The sequence below is a fragment of the Hyphomicrobium sp. genome, assembly GCF_035572195.1.
Taxonomy (GTDB): domain Bacteria; phylum Pseudomonadota; class Alphaproteobacteria; order Rhizobiales; family Hyphomicrobiaceae; genus Hyphomicrobium_B.
In genome coordinates, this window is sequence record NZ_DATNBA010000128.1 from 1 (window position 1) to 6,462 (window position 6,462).

Consider the following 6,462-nt stretch of genomic DNA (forward strand, 5'->3'; position numbering starts at 1 on the left):
CGGCACGCGTCCATCAGCTCGGCGATTGGATACTTGCGGTTGATCGGCACGAGCTCATCGCGCAGCGCATCGTTAGTCGCGTGCAACGAGATCGCCAGCATCGTGTCGGCTTCTTCACCCCAGCGTCGGATTTCAGGCACGACGCCGGATGTCGACAGCGTGATGCGGCGCTTCGAAAGCGACAGGCCGTCGCCGTCGGACGCGACCTCCATCGCGGCTTTGACGTTGTCGAAATTATAAAGCGGTTCGCCCATCCCCATCAGTACGACGTTGGTGATCTTGCGTTCGCCCGCAGGCAGAAGCCGTCCGTCGTCGGGACTCTTGGCGCCGGGCCAGTCGCCGATGCGGTCGCGTGCCAGCACGATCTGAGCGACGATTTCTTCGGCTTCGAGATTGCGCACGAGGCGCTGCGTGCCGGTATGACAGAACGAGCAGGTGAGGGTGCAGCCGACCTGGCTCGAAATGCAAAGCGTGCCGCGACCGCTCTCGGGGATGTAGACGGTTTCGATTTCCGGTGGCCGAGCTTCGTGTCCGCGCTTGGCAAGCCGGAGCAGCCACTTGCGTGTGCCATCGACGGAGATCTGCTCCGAAACGATTTCCAGCCGGTCGAGCGTGTAGAGGCTTTCGAGGTCGCGGCGGAGATCCTTCGAGACGTCCGTCATGTCGTCGAAGCGCGTGACGCCGCGCACGTATATCCAGCTCCAGAGTTGGGCGGCGCGCATGTTGAGCTGCTTTGCCGGAACGCCCGCAGCAGCGAGCGCCGTCTTCAACTGGTCGCGCGTCAAGCCCGCTAGCGAGGGCTTCGCGGCGATAGCGCCCGGGTTGGATTCAAGTATCGACGCAACGGTCATTGCTGACGGTGTCTTTCAGGGCTTTACGAATTGGCCCTCTTGTATAGGCGTTCGGCTCGGGTGAATAGCGGTCCTAATTGTCATCCCGGCCGAGCCGCCTACCTGTGGCGAGAACCGGGACGAAGTAGCCCCGGGTCCCGGATCGACGCTGAAGCGTCGTCCGGAATGACATCCGGGACACAAGTGACCACGCTACAAAATAAATCGGCTTAAATCGGCATTTTTCGCAAGTTCACCGACGTGGGTCGCGACATAGGCACCGTCGATCACGAAGGCCTGGCCGGAGCGGTCGGAGGCTTCAAACGAAATCTCGTCCAAGACCCGCTCGAGCACTGTCTGCAGTCGCCGGGCGCCGATGTTCTCGACCGTCGAATTGACTTCAACGGCCGTGTCGGCAATGGCATCGATCGCGTCGGAGGTGAAACTGAGCGTCACGCCTTCGGTCGCCATCAGCGCCACATACTGCTTGATCAGGCTCGCCTCGGGCTCGGTCAGGATGCGCTTTATGTCTTCGCGCGACAGGGCGCTGAGTTCGACGCGGATCGGCAAGCGGCCCTGCAGCTCGGGTAGCAGGTCGGACGGTTTCGAAACGTGAAACGCGCCGGAGGCGATGAACAGGATGTGATCCGTCTTGACCGGACCATGCTTCGTCGCAACCGTCGTGCCTTCAATCAGCGGCAGCAAATCGCGCTGTACGCCTTCGCGAGAAACATCGGCACCGCCGCGCACGCCTTCGCCGCGCGAACAAATCTTGTCGATCTCGTCGAGGAAGACGATGCCGTCGTTCTGGACCGCCGCAATCGCCTCGGCGACGATGTCCTCGTTGTCGATCAGCTTATCGCTTTCTTCCGCAATCAGGATGTCGAAACTGTCCTTGACCGTGACGCGGCGCGGCTTGGTGCGTTGGCCGAGAGCCTTGCCCAGCATTTCGCCGAGATTGATCGTCGTCATCGAGGCGCCACCCGGCATGTCGAACATCGGGATCTGCGGCGCCGTGTCGGCCACCAGGATGTCGATTTCCTTGTCGTTCAGCTCGTTGTTGCGCAATTTCTTTCGGAAGCTGTCGCGCGTCATCGGCGAGGAACCGCTGCCGACGAGAGCATCGATGACGCGCTCTTCGGCGGCCTTCTCGGCCTTGGCGCGCACGTCCTGGCGCTTGGCATCCTTGACGAGCGCCATGCCCACCTCGACGAGGTCGCGGATGATGCTGTCGACGTCGCGGCCGACGTAGCCGACTTCGGTGAACTTCGTCGCTTCGACCTTGAGGAAGGGCGCGCCCGCGAGCTTTGCAAGCCGCCGCGAAATCTCCGTCTTGCCGACGCCCGTCGGTCCGATCATCAGAATGTTTTTCGGCAAGACTTCGTCGCGAAGGTCACCGGTGATCTGCTGTCGCCGCCAGCGATTGCGCAGGGCAATGGCGACGGCGCGCTTGGCATCGGATTGGCCGACGATATAGCGGTCGAGCTCAGAGACGATTTCGCGTGGTGAAAAACTGGTCATTGCCTTGCCGGTGGGAGATAATGCGCGAACGGCATGTTTTGGAAGAGCGGCATCAACCGCTGCCGCAGCGGGTGCCAAAATACGCCGAGGATCAGAACGAAACCGCCGACCAGGGCGAGCGTCAAAGTGAAGGAGGGCTGGGTGTAATCACTCCGCGACCAAGCCAAGCCGCCGCTTAGGATGCTATAGACCGCATATGTGAACGAAGCGAGTGACGAAACAAGGATTGCGCGACGATCAATTGCAAGCGCGAAGATGGCGAATAGAAAAACGGTTAGCAGGACAAGTGCTGACGCCATTGCGCCGTTGGTGGATTGGGTGATCAGGTTTATTAGCGGCGACGTGACAAAAAAGGCAGCGACTATGTGCAGCCAGAAAGCGCAATCAGATAGCCGCGTTACGCGTTTCGGATCGCGCGCGTCGAAGAAAAGCGCAGCGGTAAGCACAACAAGTCCGTAAGCTAACGCAACGACTGAGTGGCTCATTCCGGAGACACGTTCGAGAGTACCTATCACACCGATGTAGGCCGAGAACGCGATTAGTGCGAGTGCGTACGGTAGTCGAAAGCGCAGGTAATAAATTAGAGAAGCGACAAGCGCTGGTAGGCTGAGGTTGAGCGTAAGGTTCGTCCAGAACGCAAACGCGGAAGAGATGTCCCAGTGTGTTCGTATGCCATACCAGTAGTATTGAAAGGTTATGGCTGTCGTTGCGACGAACAACGACGACAGCACGATTCCGGGTAAGACTGCGCGCAATCGACGGACGAGGATCTCGCTCAAAACCCAGAAGATAACAGCAGCCAGCATAAGAAAGCCGGTGGCGAAGGCAGCTGCCGCGATCAGCAGCACGCCGATCGTCAGGAAGACGTCGTTGAAGCCGTTGAGAAAGCGAAAGCGTTCTTCGTCGGCAAGGGGAGCGTCCGCATAGGCCGGCGCCGAAGCATTCGGCGCGGCGCTCATGGCCTTCAGCTTCTCGGCCTGGGCGGCGTCGATGACGCCGGCCTCGACGGCTGACTTCAAGTCGTCAGGACTCAACGTGGCGGGCATCTGGGGTGCTCAAAATTGTTTTCGGTTCAGGCCGTGGCGTCGAGGGCTTCGATGACGACATTGGTGTTGGTATAGACGCAAATCTCGGCGGCAATGGCCATGGCCTTGCGGGCAATCGTTTCAGCGTCCAGTGGCTGGTCTAGCAAGGCCCGGGCGGCCGCAAGCGCATAGTTGCCGCCGGAGCCGATGCCCATCAGGTGCTTCTCGGGCTCCAAGACATCGCCCGTTCCGGTTAACACCAGGGTCGTCGACGCATCGGCGACGATCATCATGGCTTCGAGGCGGCGAAGGAAGCGGTCGGTGCGCCAGTCCTTGGCAAGCTCAACGGCGGCGCGCGTCAACTGGCCCGGGTATTGCTCGAGCTTGCCTTCGAGGCGTTCGAACAAGGTAAAGGCGTCGGCGGTGGCTCCGGCGAAGCCGCCGATGACGTCGCCGCGGCCGAGCTGGCGGACCTTGCGGGCATTCGATTTGATGATCGTCTGACCGAGGCTGACCTGGCCGTCACCGGCGATCACCACCCGCCCGCCTTTGCGGACGGTCAGTATAGTGGTGGCATGCCAGGACGATTCGGGCGCATTTGAGCTGGTCTGGGTCATATGTGTCGCGTCAGTTAAGCTTTTGGCGGCAAGATGCAAGGTATGACGGCCGGGCATGCGGCCAAAGGGCGGCGATCTCGGCTTGGCGCTCGGGATCGCAAGCTGATAAACGCTCGGGCATGCCGACGGCAAGTGACGTCGCCGGTTAATGAAGTGAGCCGGTTAAGGAACGAACTGGTTAGGAAGCGACTGGGCAGGCGGAGAGATTTCGTGAAGCGGCAGGCGACGATCACGCGCAAGACCAAGGAAACCGACATCTCGGCGACCGTCGACCTCGACGGCACGGGTGCCTACGATATCGCGAGCGGAATCGGCTTCCTCGATCACATGCTGGAACAGCTTGCCCGGCACTCGCTGATCGACATCACGCTCAAAGCCAAGGGCGACCTTCACATCGATTTCCATCACACCGCCGAAGACACCGGCATCGTCATTGGTCAGGCGGTCGCCAAGGCGCTCGGCGATAAAGCCGGGATCGTGCGCTACGCCGACGTTCACCTGCCGATGGACGAAACGTTGACGCGGGTTGCGATCGACGTTTCTGGCCGGCCGTTCCTGATCTGGAAGGCTGAGTTTTCGCGGCCGAAAGTCGGCGAGATGGACACCGAGCTTTTCCGCGAGTGGTTTCAGGCTTTCACCCAAAATGCCGGCGTGACGCTGCACATCGAAAACCTTTATGGCGAGAACAATCACCACATTGCGGAGACCTGCTATAAGGGGTTAGCGCGTGCGCTCCGGTCGGCGATCGCCCTCGATCCGCGACAGGCGGGCCGCATCCCGTCGACCAAGGGTATGCTGCAAGGCTGAACGAGAGGCGTTGAATTGAGTTTTGCGTCAGGGAGCAAGGGTTCCGTGGTGACTTATACCGTCCATGAACCGCCGGTGCCGGAGGCCGACCGGGTCGATCGCGGCAGCGAACTGGAATTCGTCAAAGACGGGTTCTCCTGGCTGACAGCCATTTGCCCGCCTCTCGGATTTCTTGCGAACGGGCTGTGGCTCGTCGCGATCGCCTACCTCGTCGCCGCCGGCCTTCTCGGCTATGTGCTCAACGCCCTTAAGGTCGATCCAAGCCTGACGGGTCTCATGTTCCTGATGGTCAACATCTATCTCGGCTTCGAAATTTCGACGCTGAAGCGATGGATGCTCGAACAGACCGGCTGGCAAACGCTCGGCGTCGTCACCGGAAAGTCAATTGCCGAGTGCGAGCGGCGGTTCTTTGAAAGCTGGCTGCCGGCGCAGCCGATATTGACCGGCGGGACGCCGGGAGCGTCCGGGCGTTCTGAAGCGGCGACGCGGCGCGGTTCACGCTTCTGGCCATTCGGATCGAAGGCTTAGCGCGAAAGAAGTCTAGGCCGAACGATTTATGCAAAGCGTCGTCATCATCGACTACGGGTCGGGGAATCTCCACTCCGCCGCCAAGGCTTTCGAGAGCGCGGCGCGGGATGGCTCTGCTCCTTCGAAGATCATCGTCAGTCCGCGACCCGAGGACGTTCTCGGCGCCGATCGCATCGTGTTGCCGGGCGTCGGTGCTTACGCCGACTGCAAGCACGGGTTGGAGCGCGTCCCTGGCCTCATCGAAGCTCTTGAAGAGGCGGTTCGCGGCAAGGGCCGGCCGTTCCTCGGTATTTGCGTCGGCATGCAGCTCTTAAGCGAGCGCGGGCTCGAGTTCGCTGAAACGCCGGGGCTTGGCTGGATCAAAGGCGAGGTGCGCGCCATTGAGCCCGCCGATCCGGCGCTGAAAATTCCGCATATGGGTTGGAACACGCTCAACGTCGTCAACCCGCACCCGCTGCTCGATGGTATCGAGACGGGAACCGGCGGATCGCACGCCTATTTCGTGCACTCGTTTCATCTCGCAGCGAAAGAGCGCCGCGTCGTTGTCGGCGAGACGGATTACGGCGGCCCGATCACGGCGCTCGTCGCCGACGGCAACATCGCCGGCACGCAGTTTCATCCCGAGAAGAGCCAGAAGCTTGGCCTCAAGCTGATCGCGAATTTCCTCAGCTGGAAGCCGTAGTAACCACCCCGCTGGCATCGCATCACTTGCCCTGGATGGCCGCCGTCGTGCTGAAAGCATGCTCCGCATGCGTGGGCGGCCAGGACGTGACAATCGGGTGCGATTTATATCCGACGGATGTCGCGACGCGACCGAGAGGTCTTGCGCTTTACGGTGAAGGGCGGCCGACGGCACTTACCGCCGACTGAAACGCGGCCCAGACGCGTGGCATTTGCCAGGATGCGACCGGTTCCTCGTCTTCCAATCTGCCTTGCATCCAGTGCAGCCGGGCGGCGACAGTCGCGTCGGCGCGGCCAAGTTCGTGGACGCCGAGCTCGTCGGGATGATCAAACAAGATCGCCAGCCGTCGCTTGATCTGGTCGGCGCCGAGCCACGTCTTGACGTACCAGACGCCGGGGCTGACGGGGGCATATTCAGCCGCGATGTAGGGAAGTGAAAACGAAACGGCCCAG

8 protein-coding genes are annotated in these 6,462 nt (G+C 61.2%); 3 read left to right on the forward strand and 5 right to left on the reverse strand.

The genetic code is table 11. From position 1 onward, the window contains the following. The 4 genes from rlmN to hslV form a co-directional block, all read right to left on the reverse strand. On the reverse strand, positions 1-851 hold an 851-nt coding region (gene rlmN / locus VN623_RS10670; RefSeq protein WP_325570888.1), incomplete at its 3' end, for a 23S rRNA (adenine(2503)-C(2))-methyltransferase RlmN. Between the two features lie 192 nt (positions 852-1,043). Further along, entirely contained in the window at positions 1,044-2,351 is a 1,308-nt protein-coding gene (gene hslU, locus VN623_RS10675) for an ATP-dependent protease ATPase subunit HslU (protein WP_325570890.1), read from the reverse strand. Continuing rightward, positions 2,348-3,397: a hypothetical protein gene (locus VN623_RS10680; RefSeq protein WP_325570892.1), complete on the reverse strand. Its 1,050-nt coding sequence runs from the start codon at positions 3,395-3,397 to the stop codon at positions 2,348-2,350. The genes hslU and VN623_RS10680 overlap by 4 nt, the downstream gene beginning before the upstream one ends. 26 nt (positions 3,398-3,423) lie before the next feature. Beyond that, positions 3,424-3,993 carry an ATP-dependent protease subunit HslV gene (hslV, locus tag VN623_RS10685; RefSeq protein ID WP_325570894.1) on the reverse strand — a complete coding sequence of 190 codons (570 nt, stop codon included), beginning with the start codon at positions 3,991-3,993 and terminating at the stop codon, positions 3,424-3,426. 210 nt (positions 3,994-4,203) lie between these two features. Here hslV and hisB point away from each other — a divergent pair, with 210 nt between their 5' ends. Genes hisB through hisH form a run of 3 tightly spaced genes read left to right on the forward strand, consistent with a single transcriptional unit; the run spans position 4,204 to position 6,010 of the window. After that, positions 4,204-4,800: an imidazoleglycerol-phosphate dehydratase HisB gene (hisB, locus tag VN623_RS10690; protein ID WP_325570896.1), complete on the forward strand. Its 597-nt coding sequence runs from the start codon at positions 4,204-4,206 to the stop codon at positions 4,798-4,800. Between the two features lie 45 nt (positions 4,801-4,845). Continuing rightward, complete coding sequence (locus VN623_RS10695) at positions 4,846-5,328, forward strand: DUF2628 domain-containing protein (protein ID WP_325570898.1); 483 nt, start codon at positions 4,846-4,848, stop codon at positions 5,326-5,328. A gap of 28 nt (positions 5,329-5,356) precedes the next feature. Beyond that, entirely contained in the window at positions 5,357-6,010 is a 654-nt protein-coding gene (gene hisH / locus VN623_RS10700; protein WP_325570900.1) for an imidazole glycerol phosphate synthase subunit HisH, read from the forward strand. Between the two features lie 148 nt (positions 6,011-6,158). Here hisH and VN623_RS10705 read toward each other — a convergent pair. Then, positions 6,159-6,462, reverse strand: a 304-nt coding sequence (locus VN623_RS10705) for a hypothetical protein (RefSeq protein ID WP_325570902.1), incomplete at its 5' end; no start/stop codon positions are given.